The organism is Mesorhizobium sp. B2-4-19 (genome assembly GCF_006441315.1).
Lineage (GTDB): Bacteria > Pseudomonadota > Alphaproteobacteria > Rhizobiales > Rhizobiaceae > Mesorhizobium.
On sequence record NZ_VFUV01000012.1, the window covers coordinates 107,765 to 128,761 of the forward strand.

Genomic DNA, 20,997 nt, shown 5'->3' on the forward strand with positions numbered 1-20,997 from the left:
AAGGACAGAACATCGTGAACATCGCTACGGGACCGGCAATGCTTCCCGCAAACGATCGGGCAGACACTTTGGAAGGCCGCTTCAGCGACAAGGCTTACTCCATGCTGCTCGATCGCCTCGTGCGCCTGCACTATCAGCCGCTTCAACCGCTGAACGAGCGTGAGCTGACCATCGAACTGAAGATAGGGCTGGCGCCGATCCGCGAGGCGTTGCGCCGCCTGCAGGGTGAGCATTTGGTGGTCATTTATCCGCGCCGGGGGATCTTCGCCGCCGAGATCGGCCTGCGGGACCAGCAATCGATAAAGGAGATACGCCTCGAGATCGAGAGCCTTGCCGCGTCCCTTGCGGCGCTGCGGGCGACGCCTCAAGAGCGTCAGGCGCTGGCCGAATTCACAGAGGCTCTTTGCGGCGAGTCAGACATCTCGCGCCAGATCGCTGGTGACGCCGAGGTGCACAGACGCATCTACAAGATGGCGCGGAACGAATATCTCGAGGCCATGCTGACATTGAATTTCAATCTGGCATTGCGCCTGTGGTACTTCTGCAATCAAAGTGCGCCGCCTTCAACGCCCCAACCCGTTGACCACCGGCTACTCGCCCAAGCCATAGTGTCAGGTGATAGTGAATCAGCGCGGACGCTTATGCGAGACCATGTTTCCCGCGATTCCGACCGTGTGCGCGACCTCCTGTTTAAGAGTGCAGGCTGAATCCGGGCCGTGTCGCCGGCCTCGACCGCGTAAGCAGGAATTAGAAACCGGTTCCGGCAGAGGCGGAACCCTCCATCCAATCAGGACCAGTCATCCCAAGTACCAAGCGGCGTACACTCTGGATGACTTTTGAACCGCTGCTGGTGCGCCTAGTCGGCGCTCGACCTGCGCAACAAGGACGAGTTTCTCCTACGAACATTGAGGGCCTCTGCGATGACTATGAGACTTGTTCTCGCCGGTTGCGGCAATATGGGCTATGCGATGCTGTGCTGCTGGCACAAGGCGGGCAAGATCAGCGCCAGAGAAATCATGGTGGTCGAGCCGAGCGCTGAATTGAGGCTGAAGGCTGAAACGCTCGGCTGCCAGACCGCCGAGAACGTACAAAGCCTGCCCGCGGACACTCAGCCAGAACTGGTGGTCCTAGCGGTCAAACCGCAGGTCATTCGCACCGTTGCTGAAAGCTACAAACGCTTCGGCGGTGGCAACACAACGTTCCTAAGCATTGCAGCGGGTGTATCGGTTTCCACCTTGCGGGAGGTGTTGGGAGCGACCACGCCGATCGTCCGCTGCATGCCGAACACGCCAGCCTCAATCGGTAAGGGCATGATGGTGGTTTTTTCCACCCCGCAGGTGCAGATTGCGACAAGCCATTTCATCAACGACCTCTTGTCAACCAGCGGTGCTGTCGCAAGCATTGCCGATGAAAGCTTGATGGATGCCGTGACCGCGGTCTCCGGATCAGGCCCAGCTTACATCTTCTATTTCATCGAATGCCTTTCCATCGCGGCCGAGAAGGCAGGACTGCCAGCCGACACGGCGCGCCTCCTTGCGATGCAGACTGTCAATGGCGCCGCTTCGCTTGCTGCCGAGAGCAACGAAGAACCGGCTATACTGCGACGCCAGGTAACCAGCCCGAACGGCACCACGGCGGCGGCGCTAGGCGTGCTGATGAGTGGGAACCGACTTCAGTCACTTATCGAGGAGGCGGTGGGGGCAGCCCGCCGCCGGTCGATCGAACTTGGCCGCGAATAGGCCGCCTGTTTTTCACGCGCACGGCCGCGGCGGATCGCCTTGTTCTAGACTTGCGAGCCTATGAGGTTCTACCTGCTATTCCGACGTGTCGTTCATCGGCATGCTGCACAGCGCTCGCGGATTTGGCGGCCGTCCGCATCAGCATTCACTGACCCATAGCGATCTTGACCGCCAGCCAGCCGCCGCGGTCGTGCGTATGCCGGACGCAGCAGACGTGCTGACGAGAAAGCCTGGAAGCGCGGTCGAGCCCGCCGACCGCGCGGGAAACCCGCTCGGACAGATTCGTTCCATGCGATCGTGATGCCTACTGGTGCCATGAGCGGTTCCACGAAGCGTTCGTGGTTGGACCTTTTTCTTGCGCAGGCTACATCCACTGCCTGGCTCATTTGGGCGAGGCCATGACCTCTGTAGGCGGCGGGGAGGACCGGCCGTACGCCGCTGGAGCGGATCATGAAAATAAGCCACTGCCAGACACCGTGCGTTTTGTGGTACCTCGTGCGCTCGACACTCTCAATTCGAGGTGGAGCGTGTCCGAATTACCGTGCGAGATAGCCACCGTCGATCTCGTAGCACGACCCTGTGACGAATGAAGCGCGTTGGGAGAGCAGAAACAGCACTACGTTGGCTATTTCGTCCGAGGTGCCGATTCGTCCAATTGGGTGTCTTGACGCCGCCTCCCTCTTAGATTGTTCGCTCAGGTGCGAAAGCAGCGGCGTCTCAATGAAACCTGGTGCCACCGCATTGATGCGTAGGCCCGCTTGGGCGTAATCAAGAGCTGCCGCCTTTGTCAATCCTATGACGCCGTGCTTCGCGGCTGTGTATGCCGGCTGCCCGGCAATACCGCGAAGTCCCATGATGGATGCAATATTGACGATGGCTCCTCCACCCTGCGCCAAAATAGCGGGGATTTGGTAGCGAAGCGAATGGAATATACCGTCGAGATTGACCCCTATCACACGTCGCCAGTGTTCTATCGGATATTCGCCGGTGGCGCAGCGCGGTAAGTCTATGCCGGCCGAGTTCACCGCCATTTGCAGGCCGCCATAATGGGAGACAGCTCTCGCAACAGCCATCTCGACGGATGTCGCCGAGGCCACATCGGTCTGGATCGAAATAGCTTCCCCGCCAGCGGATAGTATTTCGGCCGCCACGGTCTCGGCACCATGGAGGTTGAAATCGGCAAGAGCGACGCGCGCGCCGTGTGCTGCCAGTTGGCGCGCGATGGCCGCGCCGATTCCGGAGGCGGCGCCCGATACGAATGCCGTCTTGATTGCAAATTCGCCGTCGCCGATCATAGATCGTTCCATGGTGTCCATATTTTGTCTTCTTGCCGATTCTATTGATTGCCAGCTCAGTGAAAACAGCCAAACCGTTCGCGCGTGCAGTTCATCAAGGCGACAACCAAGGAAAAACCAATCTCGCACATGGTGCTGCCCGCCAGCTTGCTGTGCGATATCGTTTTTCCGTTTGGATGGGCAGCCTATAGGTTCAGATCGGCTGAGCCGATTGTTATCCACACCTTTACGAGGATGCGCCTTGTCGTCTACAGCCTGTCAAGACCTTCGGGAATTGCCCTCTTATGAAAACAGATCCGGCCGGGACACCAACCGAGGTGGACGACAAGCTGCTGGTGAACTCCGTCGTGAAAGCCTTTCGCGTGCTTGAGGCATTCGACAATGCGAACCGCTCGCTCAATCTCGCGCAGATTTCCGCCTCCGTCGGGATAGACAAGAGCGCAGCCCAGCGTTTCACGCACACGCTGAACAAACTTGGCTATCTGCACAAGGACCCGGTCAGCAAGCGGTTCGAGCTCAGCTTGAAATCTCTGGAAATGGCGCGCCATTTCATCCGCGCGAATCCCGTCATCAACCAGGCGATGCCGTATCTGCTTCATCTCAGCCGTACGACCGAAGAGACCGTCAACCTGACCTTGCCAGACGGAGCCGACATCGTGTTCGCGGCTCGCTTCATGAGCCGGCATATGCTCAACACCGATGTCGTGGTGGGAACCCGCATGCCGGCGTTCTGTACCGCTCCAGGCCGCGCCATCCTGTCCAGGCTTTCCCCCGGCGAGGCACGCCAACTGCTTGGCGGCGCGCCGCTGCAGGCATTCACGGCGCACACCGTCCATAATATCGACGATCTCATGCGGCGTCTCGAGACCGCGCGCGAGATCGGCTATGCGACGGCCTGGGGCGAGTTCTTCCCGGGCGACCTTTCCGTGGCATCCGCCATAATCGACAAGGATGGCAGGCCAGTGGGGGCCATCAATATCGGGGTGTCGAATGCGCGTTACACGCCCGAGAAAGCCGAAGAGATTTTCGGACCGCTCGTGACGGCTGCCGCGCGCTCGGTTTCGCAAGGCATGCCGCCACCGGTGTAGGCAATCGCGACGTCGCCGGTCGCGTCAAAATCCGTGCTCTGAGATCTATCTGGCCTTGGGGGGACGCAGGCGCTGACCGTGCGGCCGCGGGCTGGCGCCACCGGGATCAAAAATCGCTTTCGTCAGTCCTTGACTCTCGGCCGTATTACAATACGATCTACCATATTGTAATGTAATACGGGACCTAGGACATGACGGACTTTGTGCTGGCCGAACAACGCAGCGCCACGCGGTTGATCACCCTCAATCGGCCGGCGGTGTTGAATGCGTGGCACAGCCCCATGCGTTCGGCCCTGGTTGCCGCGCTTACCGACGCCGAGAATGATCCGGCAACCGGCGCCATCGTGCTGACCGGCGCCGGAGAGCGCGCCTTCGGCGCGGGGCAAGACCTGAATGAGACCAAGACCTTCGATCCCGACCGCGCCGAATTGTGGATCGGCGAATGGGAACGTCTCTACGGTTGCATCCGCGGCCTTTCAAAGCCGTTGATCATCGCCTTGAATGGCCTGGCGGCGGGCTCGGCATTCCAATTGGCTCTGCTCGGCGACTTCCGCATCGGCCATGAGGGCGTCACGATGGGCCAGCCCGAGATCAATTCCGGGATAGCCAGCACGACCGGGCCCTGGATCATGATGGAGATGATCGGCCTGGCCCGCACTACCGATCTGACCCTGAGCGGTCGGATGATGCCGGCTTCCGAATGCCAAGCCATCGGGCTTATCAACCGGCTCGTGCCGCGTGAACAGGTCCTCAAGTCCGCCTTGGCATTGGCCGAGGAGCTCGCCGCCAAACCGCGCCTGGCGATGAAGCTCAACAAGCAGCGGTTCTGCGAAGTCACCGAAGGCCGCTTCCGCGACTCTCTCGTGGCTGGGGTGCGCAACCAGCGCATTGCCTACGAGGACGGCGAGCCCAACCGGATGATGGGGCAGTTCCTGGCCAAGCGTGGCAAAGGCAGATCCGCCTGATCGATCACGGTCAGACGATCTCAATCCGTTGAAAGCCAAGGCACCCGGGATATCAAGCGTGGAAGAACAGGGGTTTATTACATTGCTGGCGGCACGGGCCGCTTCGACGCCACAGGCGATCTACGCCACGTTCGATGGCGAGCCGATCAGCTTCGCGCAGTTGCATCGGAAGTCGGACAGCATCGCTGTCGAGCTTCGTCGTCTCGGCGTCGTGCCGGGAGATCGCGTGGCGCTGATGTTGCGCAACAGTCCCGACAGCCTGGCGGCGCTGTTCGGCATCGCCAAGTGCGGGGCCGTCTGGGTTCCGGTGAACGTGCAGCTGCTGGGCGATGGCCTGAACTACCTGCTTGGGCATTGCGATCCCAAGGTGGTTTTCGCTAATGCGGACTTGTTTGCGGTCATCCGTGACTGTGGCGCCGACGCCACTGCCTTCCAGCTGATCGCCGAAGCCGGTGAAGGCCGGACGCTGCAATCGATGACCGGGCATGACCATATCTTCGCGGAGCCGTTGCCCCAGGCTGGTGACCTGTTCGCGCTCAACTATACGTCCGGAACCACCGGCAGGCCGAAGGGGGTCTGCGTCACTCACCGCATGCTTCGCTTCGCCTGCGAGAGCGCGATCCTATGCTCGGACGCGCGTGACGGCGATGTCTTCTTCGTCTGGGAGCCGCTCTATCATATCGGCGGCGCGCAGCTGATTGCGCTGCCGCTTATCCGGCAGGTGAGGCTGGCGATGGTCCAACGCTTCAGCGCCAGCCAGTTCTGGGACCAGGTCCGCGCGGTCGGCGCGACGCAGATCCACTATCTCGGCGGCGTCCTGCAGATATTGCTCAAGCAGCCCGAAAGCGATCGCGATCGCGCTCACTCTGTTCGCGTCGCCTGGGGCGGAGGTTGTCCGAGGGACATCTGGCGGGCATTCGAGGGGCGGTTCGGGGTACCTCTGCATGAGTGCTACGGCATGACGGAATCGTCCAGCATCACCACTTTCAACAAGGAACGCGTGCTGGGCTCCGTTGGCAGGCCGGTGCCATGGCTGTCGGTGGAAATTCTCGACGAGACAGGCGCCAGGGTTGAGCCGGGCGCCCAGGGCGAGATCGTCGTTCATGCGCGGCAGGACGGCGCGGTTTTCAACAGCTACTTCCGCAATCCCCAAGCAACCGCCAAGGCGCTTCGGCCGACCGGCTTCCACACTGGCGATCTTGGCATGGTCGATGCGGATGCCAACTTGTTCTTTCTGGGACGGCTGGGCGACAGCGTGCGGGTCAGGGGCGAGAACGTTTCTGCTTACGAGGTGGAGCACATAGCGGGCGGCCATCCGTTGGTTGAGGATTGCGCGCTGATCGGGGTCAAGGCCGAGGTCGGCGAGCAGGAGATCAAGCTGTTCGTCAAGCCAAAGGCTGGCCATGCATTCGACCGCAAGGCCTTTTCCGAATGGTTGGGCCAGCGGCTCGCGCCGTACCAGAACCCGCGCTATGTGGCTGTCGTGGACGATTTCGATCGCACGCCAAGCCAGCGCATCATGAAACACCGGCTGCCTGCATCACTGGAGGATGTCTGGGACCGGCAGCGCGGCGAGGTCATATGAGCCGCCCGCCAAGGGGGAAGATTTGCATCGGAACGGATGCCGCGACGAAGCGTGCGTCACGGTTCGCAGGGAGAGTTTGCGCATGAAAGCCGCAGTCCTTTACGCCTACAATGAGGATATGGTGATCGAGGACGTTTCGATCGCCGAGCCCAAGGATCGCGAGGTACTGGTGCGCATCCTGGCCACGGGCGTCTGCCATAGCGACCTCAGCGCCGCGAAGGGCAAGTCGCGTCCGCGCCTGCCGATCATCCTCGGCCATGAGGCGTCAGGTATCGTCGAACGCACCGGTTCGGCCGTATCGAAAGTACGCAAGGGCGACCATGTGATCCTGTCATGGGCGCCCAATTGCGGCGAATGCTTCTACTGTCACAAGAAGCTGCCGACGATGTGCGACACCTATGGCAATGCCGCGGGCGGCGGTACGCTATGGGACGGCACACGGCGGCTGGCCAGTGCTGAAAAGCCCGTCAACCATTTCACCTGCGTATCGAGCTTCGCTGAATACGCCGTCGTTCCCGAGACTGGTTGCGCCAAGATCGCCGATGACATTCCCTTTGAGGTCGCTGCACTGGTAGGCTGCGCTGTCACCACCGGGTTCGGCGCGGTCGTCAACGACGCAAGGTCCGAGCCAGGCGATGTCGTCGGCGTCATCGGGGTGGGCGGGGTCGGCATCAATGCCATCCATGCGGCCGCTCTTGCGGGCGCCGAAGCGGTGGTCGCGATAGACATCAACAGCGAAAAGGAAGGAGTCGCGCGTTCTTTCGGGGCAACCCATTTCCTGAACTCAAGGACACAGGACGTTGTGGCCGAGATCAAGGCCATCAACAGAGGCCGGGGCGCCGACCGCTTCATCGACTGCACAGGCCGCCCCGAGGCAATCGCGCTGGCCTACGAGGGCATCCGCCCTGGTGGCGCCGTCATCTCCGTCGGCATCGCCGGCAAGGGCGAGATGGTTGCGCTGCCCGCCTCGACACTGCCGAACACGCAGAAGCGCATCATCGGCAGCAATTATGGCGGTGGCGTGCCGGAGCGGGACTTCGAGCGCATCCTCGGCCTTTACCGTGTCGGAAAATTCGACCTGGATCGGCAGGTCGGAAAACGCGTCGGCCTTGACCAGATCAATGACGCCTTTCGCTGGCTGGAACAGGGCGTGCTGGCCCGCACCCTGATCTGCTTCGACAATTGAGCCGCCAAGACCGGAAATGAACATTGGTGTGTATCTCGCGCACCCTGTTCCTCGCTACGGCTCGGAAGGCGGCGCCCAGGCCTTGGGAGCCCGTCAGAATGTCAAGCTCGTATCGTTGGCAATGCGCTGGTGTGTCACCATGATGAAATTATTGACACATATCATCATTTATGTGAATAATTCTGAACCCGCCACGTAAAGGATGACACGCTCAATGTCCCAGCAGCCCTATTCCATTCCCCAACGCTCGCCGCTCTATCAGGCTCCGCCTTTCGACTACAAAGCCTTCAGCAAAGTCAGCGTTTTCTGCCGGGTTGACGAGGCCGCCATTCAGGGCGCGCTGCCTCAGCAGTTCGACGTGCGCGGAGATGTTATCGAGTTCTTCATCATGGACGTGCCCGCGGGCGGTTCCCTCGGCTCCTATGCCGAGGGCGGCATCGTGGTGCCGATGAGCTACAAGGGGCGGCCGGGCGGCCATGTCCTCTACGAGATCGTCACCAACGACGATTCCATGGCCGTCGGCCGCGAGGTCTGGGGTTACCCGAAGAAGATGGGCGACGTTGAATGGCAGGCGGATGAAAACGCCATCAAGGCGAAGCTTTCACGCCGGGGCACGTCGCTGATCGAGATCGATTTCAAGGTTGACGGAACGCAATTCGAGAAGCCGGTGCTACAGCCGCGTTTCCAGACGCGCATCGTCCCGTCGCCGGAGAGCGCGGCCGTCGAGACGCAGATCATCGAGAACTCGCTAGGCGGTGCCTCGGTGATCCGTCACGCCTTCGGCAAGGCGGACATCAAGGTCGGCGGTAATGCCAGCGATCCTTTCTCGGATTTCAAGATTCTTGAAGTCGTCGGTGCCGAGATGGTCATCGCCAATTTCGTCCTGGCATTCGGCAAGATCGTCGGCTGACGCTCCAACCTTGGGTCGCGGTAATGTCTTCCAGCACTCCGGAAAAGATGTTTCGCCTTGACGGCCGGAGGGCGTTCATCACTGGTGGCGCCGGCGGCATTGGCCGGGCGGCAGTGCTCATGTTCGCCGCGTTTGGCGCCGACGTCGCCATCTTTGACCGCGACGTGGATGCCGGGCGGGCCGTGGCCGATGAAGTCATGGCAAAGGGCGGCGTGGCGGCGGCCTACGGGCTCGATGTAACGGACGAAGCCTCGGTGCTGGACGCCTTTGCCGAGGCCGAGCACAAATCCGGCGGCCTGGACGTCCTCGTCAACAATGCCGGCATCTCCATCCGCAAGCCATCCACTGAGCTTGCGCTGGAGGACTGGAACAAGGTGATCGCCGTCAACCTGACCGGCATGTTCCTATGTTCGCGCACCGCCGCGCGCTCATGGCTATCGCGAAGGGTGATGGGTACCGTCGTCAACACGGCATCAATCATGAGCTATTCGGGTGGGGGACTTCACCCGAATATCTCCTATCAATCAGCCAAGGCCGCGGTCGTGAACCTCACGCGAACGCTGGCGGTCGAATGGGCCAGCGCCGGGATCAGGGTCAACGCGGTCGCTCCGACCTGGGTGCGCACACCGCTCATCGACCACCTGATGAACGATCCCGTACAGATGGAAAAGATCTGCCAATTGACGCCGATGCGGCGCCTCGCCGAGCCGGAGGAGGTTGCTTCGGCCATGATCTTCCTGGCGGGCGGTGCATCGTCGATGACAACGGGCCATGTGCTGGCCGTCGATGGCGGCTACCTCGCGATGTAATCCAACCATGTTTTCCAGGAGGATGAAGGCTGAAAGGGACAAGGCTGATGGCGTTCTGGTCGTCATCACCAAAATGAAGCAACGGTCTTGAAAATTCACGTGGATGTCGCGCGACTTGGGCATCCTTATCACCATGTTCAACGATGAAATGACCAAAAGGGGAACCATCATCATGAAGAGAAGCAATATCCTTTCAGCGCTCGCATTCGTGCTGGCGTCGAACATCCTGCCGGCGTCGGCGGCCGATATCGTGCTTGGCGGCAGCGCGCCGATGTCCGGCGCGCAGGCCGAGTTCGGCCAGTCGCAGATCGACGGTGCCCAGCTGTATTTCGACCAGCTGAACGAAAAGGGCGGCATCAACGGCAACAAGGTCGTGTTCCGTCCTCTCGACGACCGGGCCGACCCGCGCCAGGGCACGCTCGTGGCGCAGCAATTCTGCGACGATGCGGCGGTCATCGGCGTCATCGGCCACATGAACAGCGGCGTCACCATGCCGGCCCTCGACATCTATTCCGAATGCGGCATGCCGCAGGTCGTGCCCGCCACCAATCCGCAGCTGATGCGCATGGGCTTCAAGACTGTCGTGCGCCCGGTGGCGAACGACTTCGTGCAAGGCGCGTTGCCGGCGAAGTATGCCGCCACCAAGCTCGGCCTGAAGAACGCCGTGCTGGTGCATGACAAGACCGTGTTCGGCCAGGGCATCGCCGGCGTGTTCAAGGACAATTTCGTGAAGGGCGGCGGCAAAATCGCCGGCACCTACGGCGTCAATCCGGAGGACGTCGATTTCTCGGCGCTGATCGCCAACATCAAGCTCGAGAGTCCCGATGTCGTCTACATGGGCGCCGGCATGCCGCAGCTTGCGCTCTTCCTGAAGCAGATGCGCGAGCAGGGTCTCAAAGCGCAGTTCATCGGTCCAGACATCGGCTTTACGGTTGACCTGATCACGCAGGCAAGCCCGGCCTTTGCTGAAGGCGCTCTGTTCACCTTCCAGCTTCCGCCCTACGACTCCTCGCCGGAGCTGAAGGATTTCACGGCGCGGCATCAGAAGCATTTCGGTCGCGCACCTGGACCCTACGCCTCGCTCGGCTATGTCAATGCGCAGGTGATGGCAGCCGCCATCGAGAAAGCACAGACGACGGATCGCGAAGGCGTGCTGACACAGCTGCGCAACGTCAAGGTGGATACGCTGCTAGGGCCTGTATCCTTTGATGAAAACGGCGAGAACACCAGCGCGCCGATGTACCTTTATGTCGTCAAGAATGGGAAGTTCGAGCTGGTCAAGGAGTAGCCGGTCTGCCGGGAAGCTTCATCGGGGCTGACGGAATGCGCGTCAGCCCCAGGCGACAGAGGGTGCTTCATTTGCTCGACTATTTTCTTCAACAATTGATCTTCGCACTGGCGATCGGCGCGATCTACGGGCTCATCGCGCTTGGCTATACGATGGTCTACGGCGTGATGCGGCTGATCAACTTCGCCCATGGCGAGTTCTTCATGCTAGGCCCGTATGTCTACACCTTCGTGCTGACCGGGCTGGTCGCCATCGGCGGTGTGACGCCGGCGCTCGATTCCACGTTGGCCATTGTCGCAAGCTTCGTCACTATCGGCCTGCTCGGTGTCGCTGTCGAGCGTTTCGCCTACCGGCCGCTGCGAGGCTATGGCAGGCTCGCGCCGATGCTCAGCGCGCTCGGCATGTCAATTATCCTGCAAAGCGCAGTCCGTGTCTTCGTAGGCCCCCAGCCAATTCATTTCCCGGCCATCATTCCCAATTCGCCGATCGACATGTTTGGCGGCATGGTAACCACGGTCCAGATCGGGATCCTTGTCGCCGCAATCCTGCTGATGGCTGGGCTGACGATGTTCGTCAATGGGACGCGGCTTGGCATCTGGATCCGCGCCGCCTCGGAAAACTGGGTGACCTCAAGCCTGCTCGGCATACGCGTCAATCGCGCCGTCAGCCTGATCTTCTTTATTGGCCCCGGTTTGGGAGCAATGGCCGGCATCATGTATGCGTCCTATTACGGCATCATGCAGCCGACGATGGGTTCGACCATCGGGTTGAAAGCCTTCACGGCTGCGATCCTCGGTGGGATTGGCTCCATCCCCGGGGCGATGCTCGGAGGCTTCCTGCTGGGCGCCATCGAAGTATTCGGCACCGCGTTCCTGCCGATTGTTTCAGGCGGCCTCATCGGCACCGAATATCGCGACGTGTTCTCGTTCGCCGTTCTCATCGTGGTTCTTCTGTTCAAGCCGGCCGGCCTTCTGGGCGAAACGGTTTCGGAAGAAACCACCGTTGCGAAGAAGGATTACTGAGCCATGACCAACTCGGTTTTTCTCAGGCGACTGGGCCTGCTCGCGGTACTGGTCGTCTGTGTCGCGCTTCTGGCGGCGGTTCCGCATCTTTCGTCCTATTACGTGCGCGTCGTCGACAGCATCCTGATCTACATCATCCTCGCCGTTGGTCTCAATCTGGTGGTCGGCTACGCAGGCCTGCTGGACCTCGGTTTCATCGCCTTCTACGCGGTCGGCGCCTATGCCTATGCGCTTCTGGCGAGCGGGCAGTTTGACATCCACCTGCCGTTCATCCTGATCCTGCTAATCGGCGGGCTTGTCGGCGGCGTAGCGGGTATCCTTCTCGGCTTTCCGGTGCTCAAGCTGCGCGGTGACTATCTGGCGATCGTCACGCTGAGCTTCGGCGAGATCATCCGCATCGCCATCAACAACGCCGACAGCCTCACCAATGGCCCGCAAGGCATAGCCGCACTCGACCGCGCCAGCCTCTTCGGGCTGCCGCTGACCAGTCCGGTGCACTTCTATTGGTTGCTTCTGCTTCTGGCGATCATCGTCTGCACTTGCGTGTACTTCATGGAACGCTCCATCCTCGGCAAGGCCTGGCGGGCGCTGCGCGAGGACCAGGACGTAGTGCGTGGTCTCGGCATCAACACCACGACCCTGAAGCTTGCCGCCTTCGCCATCAGCGCGACCATCGGGGGTGCCGGCGGCGTCATCTTCGGTTCGTTCCAGCGCTTCGTCAGCCCGGAAAGTTTCACCTTCCAGGAATCGCTTCTTGTTGTGCTGATCATCATCATAGGCGGGGTTGGCAACATCGTCGGCGTGATCGCCGGCGCCATCGTGCTGGTAGTTCTGCCGGAAGTCCTGCATTTCGCGGCGCAGTACCGATTGCTGATCTACGGCGTGGTGCTGGTGAGCGTCATCGTGCTTCGTCCGACGGGCCTTGTCTCGCCCCGTTACAATCTCGGCTTTTTCCTCCAGAAGGTCAGGACGTTATGGCTCTCGCCCTCGACAACGTAAGCAAGCATTTCGGCTCGCTGGTGGCGATCAAGCAGCTCTCGCTCGCCTTTGATGTCGGCCAGATCTATTCGATCATCGGCCCCAACGGCGCGGGTAAGTCGACAGTGGTCAACATGATCGCCGGCTCCTATGCCGTGACGTCGGGCAGCATCCGGCTTGGAACCGCGATCCTCAGCGATTTGCCGAAATACCGTGTCGCACGGCTCGGCATTGCCCGCACCTACCAGAACCTCCGTCTCTTCGACGGCATGACGGTGCTCGAAAACCTAGAGGTCTGCTTCTTTCCGCATTCGTGGCCGTCGCTGTTTGCCGGGCGCAGTCGTTTGAGCAAGGCGGAGCGCCTCGAGCGTTGCCGGGCCTGCCTCGAACGGTTCGGCCTGACCGATGTCGCCGGATTGCTTGCCGGCGACCTTCCCTACGGTCGACAGAAGGCCCTGGAACTGGCGCGTGCGTTCGTGACCGAAGCGCCGGTTGTACTGCTCGACGAGCCGGCGGCGGGCCTGAACCACACCGAAACCAAGGACATGGCGCGCATGATCGCCAGCCTGAAGCGCGCTGACCGCGCGATCATCCTGGTCGAGCATGATATGGACCTGGTGATGTCCATATCGGACCGCGTTGACGTCCTGAACCACGGCGAACTGCTTTGCTCCGGCACCCCGGATATGGTTCGAAGCAATGAAAGAGTGCAGGAGGCATATCTTGGAACAACCGCAGAGCTCGACGCCATCCACAAGCTTGCTGAAGGTCGCCGGTCTCAAGGCGGGATACGGTCGAACGCAGATATTGTTCGGCATTGATCTCGAGCTCAAGGCCGGCGAGATCGTCACCATTATCGGGGCCAACGGCGCCGGCAAGTCCACGACGCTGCGCTCCATCTCCGGCCTGACGCAGATCTATTCCGGCACGATCGAATTCAAAGGGCGGTCCATCAAGGGCACGGCTCCAGAGGAAATCACGCGCCTGGGGCTCGCGCATTGTCCGGAAGGCCGGCAGATCCTGCAGCGCCTGACGGTCGAGGAGAACCTTCTGGCCGGCTACATCCCCAATCGCGGCCGCGCCTTCGAGGACATCCGCTCGCAAGTCTACGACATGTTCCCGGTGCTCAAGGAGCGTCGCAATTCGCCTGCCAGCCGGATGAGCGGCGGGCAGCAGCAGATGCTCGCCATTGGCCGCTCGCTGATGGCCTCACCCGAACTGCTGATGCTGGACGAGCCATCTCTTGGGCTCGCGCCGAAGATCATCAACCAGATATTCGAGATCATCATAGGCCTGTCCAAGGTCGGCATCAGCCTCATCGTCGTTGAGCAGAACGCGGCGGTCGCACTCGAAATCGCTGACTACGCCTACGTCTTCGATGCCGGCCGATGCACTGTCGAAGGCGGCGCCCATAAGGTGCTGGCCGACCCGGTACTGAAGGCCGCCTATCTTGGTGCCTGAGCGGGAACATCAAATGCCTCAAGATACACTCAAAACAGACCAGGACGTCGTGCTGATCTCCGGCGCTGCCTCGGGAATCGGACGTGCCGTGGCGCTGAAGCTTGCGGGCGAGGGGGCGCGCCTAGGCCTGTTCGATCTGAATGCGGAAGCACTTTCGGAAGTTGTCGCCGAGTGCGGGGCGCCAGACGCCGGCATCGTCGCGATTTGCGGCGACGTCTCCAACGACAACGATGTCGAGGGCGCCGTTGCCCGCCTGGTGAATGAATTCGGGCGGCTCTCCGGAGTGGTTTGTGCGGCCGGAGTGGCCCTCAAAGGGGATGTAACCAATGTCACGGACGACGTGTGGGACAGAACTCTCGCGGTCAATCTCACCGGCACATTCCTGATGGCTCGCCATGCCATGCCGCGCTTGGCCGAATGTGCTCCGTCCGGTTTCGTGGCCGTCAGCTCGGATGCCGGCGTGCGCGGCTCCCGCGGTTACGCGGCCTATTGTGCCTCCAAGCACGGCGTGGTGGGCCTCGTCCGCTGCATGGCGCTCGATCACGGCCCGCAGGGTGTGCGCAGTAACGTGGTCTGCCCGACATTCGTCGACACGCCGATGGCTCAGGGTTTGCTCAAGGATGGCGGACGTTACGACCGCGCCTTCTATGAAAGCCGCATTCCGCTGGGACGTTTCGCGCGGGCCGACGAAGTCGCCGACGCCATCTGTCATCTTCTGTCCCCACAGGCGAGCTACGCCAACGGCTCAGTCTATGTGCTCGACGGCGGCACGACAGCCGGAACATTCGGTTAGCTATGTGCTGTTCATGGACAGTCGCGTGGACAACCTATTGTAACCGGTGTTGAGATATATCCCTGCATTGACAAAGCCGGTGCAGTTCATCAATCCCGTCATGGATGTGGAAACTCCCAGAATAGCTCTCATGCCCGAAAAACCTGAAGTCTCCGCCCCGGCGCCATCACATGTAGGCAAGGTTCTGCGTGAGTTGAGGCGCTCGCGCCGGGTCACGATCCAGCAATTGGCAAAAGGCTTGAACCGTTCGACCGGCTATGTCAGCCAGCTGGAGCGCGGCATCTCACAACCCACCCTGAAGGACCTTTATGCGGCCTGCACCATCTTCGGCGTGCCGATGAGTTGGTTCGTCGATCTAAATCAGGTGAACGGCGAAGATCTTCGTGAAAAGGAATTCATCGTTCGTGCCGGACAGCGTCGGTTCATGTTGCACGAAGGCGCCCGTACCGAACTTCTGTCGCCAGAACTCGACCCGAAACTGGAATTCATGATCTCGACCTTCGAGCCCGGTCTGGAAACAGAAGCCAAGAACGTGCCGACCACGGGTGCCGAATACGGACTGCTGTTGAAAGGCAGTCTTGAGCTGTGGATCGACGAGGAAAAATTTGAGCTTTCAGAAGGAGACAGCTACCGCTTCAGCCGTTCGTCGACGTACCGCTCTCGAAATCCTTCGGCGAGTGTGCCTGCGGTCATCGTCTGGGTGGGGGTTTACGTTTAGGCCGGAAAGGCTCGGAGATGTTGGCCTGCAAGATATCGTCATCAGCGCCACAAGGCAGCCCATCACCCACATTCTCGACGGGTTCCATCTGCCGATGCGGCTTCGACACATCGAGCAGGCATGGGACGGGATCGAGGACGTGGCGGATCTGCGTATCTATCTTTCAGAGTGCGCATTTCATATTCCGCGACCACGACATCTGCTATGGAGTGGTTATATCCGAGAGGCGAGGCGGGCCGTACAGGACATGCTCTATCACCTGCAACGGCATTGCCAGATTTGGGGCGCCAGTCTCAAGGTCAAGCGGTTCGTCGAGTTGGTGAGCAACCTTCGAACCTACCTGATCTGGATGAACAAAAAGCGCCAGACGGGTGGGTCGCCGACGGGTGCACATCGGGTTCTTCAAGTTTGACCTGCGGTCGCGGATGGTCGCTTGAAGCAGGCCAAGCCCGATCTTGCGGCGTAACCCCCACTTTTCCCGCTCCCTACGAGCTCGTTTTTACAGCCTCTACAGCACCCAATTGGTAGCTGAGGCAGAAGCCGTTGCAACCGTGGAATGAAGCCGAAGCCATTATTCCCGCGTGTATGGTACGCCCAGCATGGCTGGGGCGCTGGTCCGCGAGCGACTGATCATCAGCGCGACGATCGCCGCAACATAAGGCATCATCAACATATATTGGTACGGAATGGCGATGCCGACGCCCTGGATTTGCAATTGCAGCGCATCGAGGAAGGAGAATACCAGTGCCGCCACCAAAATCGGGTAGGGCCGCCAGAGGCCGGCGATGACGATGATGATGGCCAGCCAGCCGCGCCCGTTGGTCATGTCCGGCACAAAACGCGCCGCCTGGCCGACGGAGAGAAATGCGCCGGCAAGGCCCGCCATCAGGCCGCCGAAGACCACGGCTGCATACTGCACCGGCGCCACCTTCACCCCCTTTACATCGAGGGCCTTGGGATTGTCGCCGGCGCAACGGACGATCAGCCCATAGCGCGTCCGGAACAGGAAAAGCCAAACCGCCGGCACCATCAGATAGGCGACGTAGGTCAGCACCCGCTGGTCGAACAGGATGGGGCCAAGCGCCGGGATATCGCTCAACCCCGGTACCGGCACGTCGGCGAAAAAGGGGATGGTCGGTGTCTTGCCGTCGCCAGCGAAAGCGGAACGCAACCAGTAGGTGGAAAGGCCGGCGCCGAGCAGGTTGACGGCAAGACCGGTGACGATCTGCTCGACTTTCAGCGTGATCACCAGCACGGCAAAGACAAGGGCCATCAGCGCGCCGGTGAGCCCCGCTGCAAGGACGCCCAGCCACAGCGATCCGCTTTCATAGGCCGCGAGATAGCCGGTGAAGGCTCCCATCAGCATCATTCCCTCGAGACCCATATTGTAGACCCCGCTGCGCTCGGCAACGAGTTCGCCGAGTGCCGCGAGCAGGAGCGGGGTGCTGATGCGGATCGTGGCCGCCGCCACGCTGGTCAGGATTGAGGCTTGAAAGAGAGCGTCAAGCACGGGCGACCCTCCGCAGGCGGAAGTTGCACGTCGCCCAGCCGGCGAGGAAGAACAGAAGCAGGATCGCCTGAATGGCATAGATCAGCGCCGAGGGTACGCCGGTCTTGATCTGCATGAGCGTGGCGCCGTTGAGCAACGCCCCGAACAGCACCGAGGCGACGACGACACCAAGCGGATGCAACTGGCCGAGGATGGCGACGATGATGCCGCTGTAGCCGTAGCCCGCTATGACGCCCGCCTTCAGGCGGTAGTGCACGCCGTACACCTCCGTGATCCCGGCGAGTCCCGCAAGCGCGCCGGAAACCAGAAGCACCACCAGGATCAGCCGTCGGGTGTTGGTGCCCTGCACATCGAGCGCGCGCATGTTGGAGCCGGCAGCCTTGATCTCATAGCCCAGCGGCGTGCGCGTCAACAACACATGAACCAGCCCAGCCGTCACGATTGCCAGCAGGAAGCCGGAATGCAGCCGCGAACCGGAAAACAGCAGCGGAAGCGCCGAGTTCGGGTCGATCTTCGGCGACTGCTCGAAGAAGGCGCCTGCCTCACTCCAGGGGCCGCGCAGCAACAGCAGCGAAAGGACATAGACGATGATGTAGTTGAGCATGACGGTCGAGATCACCTCGTCGACCGAGAAGCGGGTCTTAAGTATGCCCGCCAGGCCGGCATAGAGCGCCCCGCCGACAATGCCGCCGGCTATGATCACGGGAATTTGGATGAAAGGCGAGACGCCGGCGAGGTTGTGCTGCAGCCAATAGGCGAACATGGCGCCGGCAAAAACCTGGCCCTCGGCGCCAATGTTCCAGATGCGCGCGCGGAAGGCGACACAGGCGGCAAGGCCGGTGAAGATCAGCGGCGTTGCCTTGACCAGCGTTTCGCCTGCGGCGCGCAATGAGCCAAAGCTGCCTTGCAGGAGAGCCGCGAAGGCCGCCCCTGGACTTGCGCCCGCAGCGGCGAAAAGCAGGCTGCACACCAGAACCGCCGCTGTCGCCGCCACGGCAAGCGCAACGATGCGCGCGGTCGGCCGCGGTTCCAGCCGGCGCTCGAGGCGCCACTCCACGAGGTTGAGATCGGTCATGCCGCGGCCTCGCTCCCATGGCCGGCCATCAGGCGGCCGATTTCGTCATAGGTGGCTTTTTCCCTGTCGAGCACCGCCAGAATGCGGCCGCGAAACATCACACATATACGACGGCTGAGCGCGAAAAGATCCTCAAGGTCCTCGCTCGCCAGCAGGATGGCGCAACCTTCGTCGCGCTTGCGCAGGAGTTGCCGGTGGACGAACTCGATGGCGCCGATATCGAGCCCTCGCGTCGGCTGGTTGCACAGAAGAAGCCGGTTCGCCTTGGCGAACTCGCGGGCGAGGATGACCTTCTGCGCGTTGCCGCCAGACAATTTGCGAGAGAGTGCCGATGGGCCGGTTGCGGCAATCGAATAGGCGCTCATTGCCGTGCGTGCGTTCGCGTCGAGCGCCGCGGCATCGATGAACGGCCCGTTGCGCCAGCGTACTTGCCATTGCTGGCCGAGGACGAGGTTTTCGCCAATATCGAGGTCGGCAATGAGCCCGTCGCGGAAACGGTCGCTAGGCACGTAGCCCACGCCCTTGGCCGCCATAGTCGCCGGCGAGTACGCTTGCAGCGTTTCGCCATCAAGCAAGATCGTACCGCCATCGGGCTGGGCGAGGCCGCCGAGGCACTCGAACAGTTCATCCTGGCCATTTCCGGAGACGCCGGCAATGCCGACGATCTCGCCGGCTGCGATATCGAGAGACGCGTTGTCCAGCACGGGCCTTCGATCGTGCAGGAGCGTGAGCCCGCGCACCGAAAGCACCGTCCCGCCGAGCGCTTTCGCAGCGCCGGCGCGCGCCGGCGCCGCAACGGAGCGGCCGACCATCATGGTGGTGAGTTGATCGCGGCTGACCTGCGAGGTTACGACCGTTCCAACCAGCCTGCCCTTGCGCAGCACGCTGACCTGGTCGGATTGCATCACTTCCGCCATCTTGTGGCTGATCAGCACGACCGACAGATCTTCGCTGGTGAGCCGACGCACGATCGCGAACAGGCGGCGCGATTCCTCAGGCGTCAGCACCGCCGTCGGTTCGTCGAGGATAAGCAGTCTGGCGCCGGTGTAGAGCGCCTTGACGATCTCGACCCATTGCTGTTCGCCCACCGAAAGGTCGCCGACGAGCTGGTGCGGATCGAGCGAGATGCCGTAGGTGGAGCAGATCGCCTCGATCCTGGAGAAAGCCTCGGCCCGGCCAAGCCGCCAGCCGGAGCCCGTGCCGACCACCACATTCTCCAGCACGGTGAAGCAGGGAACGAGAACGAAATGCTGATGCACCATGCCGATGCCGGCGCGGATGGCTTCACCCGGCGAGCGCAGCCGGACGATCTTGCCATCCACCCGAATTTCCCCCGCGTCGGGTTGATAGAGCCCGTAGAGGCAGGACGACAGCGTCGACTTGCCGGCGCCATTCTCCCCCAACAGGCAATGCAATTCGCCTGGCATGACGTCGAGCGAGACGTCGTCATTGGCGACAAACGCGGCGAAACGCTTCGTCAGGTGGCGGACCGACAGGCGCGGTATATTGCTCATCTCCGATCAGCCCGGCTTGACTCCTCTCCCGCGTCAGTCTGATTTCGGCTCGTTCAGATCGAGCTCGATTTTCTTCCCGCCGCCCTGGATGGCCTTGGCAGTTTCAGCCGCAAGCGCCTTGACGTCGCCGGGCATCTTGGCTTCCCAGGTGGGATTGAGGACGAGCTCGCCCGAACCCTGTTGCCAGGTGAACCAACGTGGTTCCTTCGGCGCGTCGAACTTGGCGCTCGTGGTCTTTGCCTTCCACCATTCGTCGATGATCCAGTTGATGTGCGGATCCCATTTGACGATGGTGGAGGCGACGATCGACTTCGGCGCCACTTTCGACATGTCGACATAATTGCCGAAGCAGCCTATGCCGCGCTCCTCGCAAACCTCGAAGGCGCCCGACATCTGGTAGACCATGTCCGCGCCGGCGGCGATCTGCGCCGAGGTCGCCTCGTTCGATTTGGCCGGATCGAACCAGGACTGGATGAAGGTGATCTTCTGCTTCACCTTGGGATTCGCGTCCTTGGCGCCGGCGAAGAAGGCGTTGATCTGATCGTTGGTATCTTCGGCCGGGAATGTGGAAATGGCACCGACGACACTCGACTTCGTGAGTTTGCCGGCCAGTTGCCCCATGACATAGGCGGGCTCGTGCGCGTGGACGAATATCCAATAGGCATTGCCGCCAAGACCGCGATTGCCCGAACCGCTCATGACGAACATCACGTTGGGGAATTCGTCTTTCAGCTTCTCGATCGCGTCGACATAGGCGGTGTCGCCGAACAGGATGTCGTAGTCGCCGGTCTCCGCATACGTGCGGAACACCTGCTCGGCATTATCGGAGACGTTCTCTGTGTAGTTGACTTCTATGTCGAGGCCGTGCGGCTTGGCGGCGATGATCCGGTCCATGGAACTCACGAAGGAAGATTCCCACGGCGCTTCCTTGCCCGCCGATAGAATGCCGGCGATCCTGAGCTTGGTTGGATCTTCGGCCTGTGCGCGGCCGCCCGCCAACCACGTCGCGGCCACGAGCGAAACAGCCACAACAAAGTTCTTCAGCATGGTTCCCTCCCTTT

Annotated in this window: 20 protein-coding genes and 1 pseudogene; 16 read left to right on the top strand and 5 right to left on the bottom strand. The window is 61.3% G+C overall.

From position 1 onward, the window contains the following. Positions 1-14: 14 nt before the first annotated feature. The gene (locus tag FJ546_RS20430) at positions 15-707 is read left to right on the top strand and encodes a GntR family transcriptional regulator (RefSeq protein ID WP_140890966.1); all 693 of its coding nucleotides are present in this window, start codon (positions 15-17) and stop codon (positions 705-707) included. Positions 708-920: 213 nt separating this feature from the next. After that, entirely contained in the window at positions 921-1,739 is an 819-nt protein-coding gene (gene proC / locus FJ546_RS20435; RefSeq protein ID WP_140890967.1) for a pyrroline-5-carboxylate reductase, read from the top strand. 536 nt (positions 1,740-2,275) lie between these two features. On the opposite strand, the gene FJ546_RS20440 is transcribed toward proC, so the two are convergent. Beyond that, the gene (locus FJ546_RS20440) at positions 2,276-3,055 is read right to left on the bottom strand and encodes a glucose 1-dehydrogenase (RefSeq protein WP_140890968.1); all 780 of its coding nucleotides are present in this window, start codon (positions 3,053-3,055) and stop codon (positions 2,276-2,278) included. 263 nt (positions 3,056-3,318) lie between these two features. Here FJ546_RS20440 and FJ546_RS20445 point away from each other — a divergent pair, with 263 nt between their 5' ends. The 14 genes and pseudogenes from FJ546_RS20445 to FJ546_RS31650 form a co-directional block, all read left to right on the top strand. Further along, positions 3,319-4,122, top strand: coding sequence for an IclR family transcriptional regulator (locus FJ546_RS20445; RefSeq protein ID WP_140890969.1), 804 nt, complete (start codon positions 3,319-3,321; stop codon positions 4,120-4,122). Positions 4,123-4,313: 191 nt separating this feature from the next. Continuing rightward, positions 4,314-5,087, top strand: coding sequence for an enoyl-CoA hydratase/isomerase family protein (locus FJ546_RS20450; protein WP_140890970.1), 774 nt, complete (start codon positions 4,314-4,316; stop codon positions 5,085-5,087). Between the two features lie 58 nt (positions 5,088-5,145). Then, positions 5,146-6,672: an AMP-binding protein gene (locus FJ546_RS20455; RefSeq protein ID WP_140890971.1), complete on the top strand. Its 1,527-nt coding sequence runs from the start codon at positions 5,146-5,148 to the stop codon at positions 6,670-6,672. Positions 6,673-6,754: 82 nt separating this feature from the next. Beyond that, positions 6,755-7,858 (top strand): zinc-binding dehydrogenase, encoded by a 1,104-nt coding sequence (locus FJ546_RS20460; RefSeq protein WP_181168010.1) that lies wholly within the window; start codon positions 6,755-6,757, stop codon positions 7,856-7,858. Between the two features lie 214 nt (positions 7,859-8,072). After that, on the top strand, positions 8,073-8,768 hold the full coding sequence (locus tag FJ546_RS20465) for an acetoacetate decarboxylase family protein (protein ID WP_181168011.1): 696 nt from the start codon (positions 8,073-8,075) through the stop codon (positions 8,766-8,768). 23 nt (positions 8,769-8,791) lie between these two features. Further along, positions 8,792-9,577, top strand: a complete 786-nt coding sequence (locus tag FJ546_RS20470; protein ID WP_246686892.1) for an SDR family oxidoreductase — start codon at positions 8,792-8,794, stop codon at positions 9,575-9,577. A 172-nt stretch (positions 9,578-9,749) separates the two neighbouring features. Continuing rightward, positions 9,750-10,865: a branched-chain amino acid ABC transporter substrate-binding protein gene (locus tag FJ546_RS20475; protein WP_181168012.1), complete on the top strand. Its 1,116-nt coding sequence runs from the start codon at positions 9,750-9,752 to the stop codon at positions 10,863-10,865. A 62-nt stretch (positions 10,866-10,927) separates the two neighbouring features. Continuing rightward, positions 10,928-11,887, top strand: a complete 960-nt coding sequence (locus tag FJ546_RS20480) for a branched-chain amino acid ABC transporter permease (RefSeq protein ID WP_246686893.1) — start codon at positions 10,928-10,930, stop codon at positions 11,885-11,887. Positions 11,888-11,890: 3 nt separating this feature from the next. Then, complete coding sequence (locus tag FJ546_RS20485) at positions 11,891-12,886, top strand: branched-chain amino acid ABC transporter permease (RefSeq protein ID WP_140890976.1); 996 nt, start codon at positions 11,891-11,893, stop codon at positions 12,884-12,886. After that, positions 12,862-13,686, top strand: coding sequence for an ABC transporter ATP-binding protein (locus tag FJ546_RS20490; RefSeq protein WP_140890977.1), 825 nt, complete (start codon positions 12,862-12,864; stop codon positions 13,684-13,686). Before FJ546_RS20485 ends, FJ546_RS20490 begins: the two co-directional genes overlap by 25 nt. After that, positions 13,673-14,326: an ABC transporter ATP-binding protein gene (locus FJ546_RS20495; protein ID WP_181168026.1), complete on the top strand. Its 654-nt coding sequence runs from the start codon at positions 13,673-13,675 to the stop codon at positions 14,324-14,326. Before FJ546_RS20490 ends, FJ546_RS20495 begins: the two co-directional genes overlap by 14 nt. Positions 14,327-14,339: 13 nt before the next feature. Continuing rightward, a complete protein-coding gene (locus tag FJ546_RS20500) occupies positions 14,340-15,119 on the top strand; it encodes an SDR family oxidoreductase (RefSeq protein ID WP_140890979.1) in 780 nt (259 codons plus the stop codon). Between the two features lie 79 nt (positions 15,120-15,198). Next, complete coding sequence (locus FJ546_RS20505) at positions 15,199-15,837, top strand: XRE family transcriptional regulator (protein ID WP_140890980.1); 639 nt, start codon at positions 15,199-15,201, stop codon at positions 15,835-15,837. 13 nt (positions 15,838-15,850) lie between these two features. Continuing rightward, positions 15,851-16,249: pseudogene (locus FJ546_RS31650) on the top strand (ISKra4 family transposase); the annotation flags it as partial. Positions 16,250-16,408: 159 nt separating this feature from the next. Here the strand turns inward: FJ546_RS31650 and FJ546_RS20510 are convergent. From FJ546_RS20510 to FJ546_RS20525, 4 genes are read right to left on the bottom strand one after another with little or no spacing between them, the layout of a single operon-like run. Continuing rightward, positions 16,409-17,347, bottom strand: coding sequence for an ABC transporter permease (locus FJ546_RS20510; protein WP_246686894.1), 939 nt, complete (start codon positions 17,345-17,347; stop codon positions 16,409-16,411). Further along, positions 17,340-18,422: an ABC transporter permease gene (locus FJ546_RS20515; protein WP_140890982.1), complete on the bottom strand. Its 1,083-nt coding sequence runs from the start codon at positions 18,420-18,422 to the stop codon at positions 17,340-17,342. The genes FJ546_RS20510 and FJ546_RS20515 overlap by 8 nt, the downstream gene beginning before the upstream one ends. Continuing rightward, a complete protein-coding gene (locus FJ546_RS20520) occupies positions 18,419-19,936 on the bottom strand; it encodes an ABC transporter ATP-binding protein (RefSeq protein WP_140890983.1) in 1,518 nt (505 codons plus the stop codon). Before FJ546_RS20520 ends, FJ546_RS20515 begins: the two co-directional genes overlap by 4 nt. A gap of 33 nt (positions 19,937-19,969) precedes the next feature. Beyond that, complete coding sequence (locus FJ546_RS20525; protein ID WP_140890984.1) at positions 19,970-20,983, bottom strand: BMP family ABC transporter substrate-binding protein; 1,014 nt, start codon at positions 20,981-20,983, stop codon at positions 19,970-19,972. Between the last annotated feature and the right edge of the window lie 14 nt (positions 20,984-20,997).